At 63.9% G+C, this 216-nt stretch carries 1 pseudogene; it reads left to right on the plus strand.

What is annotated here, in order from left to right:
* Positions 1 to 216 (plus strand): annotated as a pseudogene (locus B3C64_RS04715) (sulfite exporter TauE/SafE family protein); the annotation flags it as partial.

The following is a 216-nucleotide window of genomic DNA, read 5'->3' on the forward strand; positions in this document are numbered from 1 at the left end:
ATCACCACAAGCGTCGCGAACCTGAAACGCAAGCTCGTGCATGTGAAGGCGGCTGTGATCATCGGAGTCGTCGCTGCGCTCACCGCGCCTTTCGGAACCTGGATCGCCGGTGCCGTCTCGCCGCGTACCGGCTCGGCCATGTTCGCCATCTATTTATGCGTGCTGCTGGTGCGCAGCCTGTTCGTGGCGATCAAAGCCACCCGCGCGGCGCGTCAC

The organism is Bifidobacterium sp. UBA6881, assembly GCA_002451435.1.
In the GTDB taxonomy this organism is placed as follows: Bacteria; Actinomycetota; Actinomycetes; order Actinomycetales; family Bifidobacteriaceae; genus Bifidobacterium.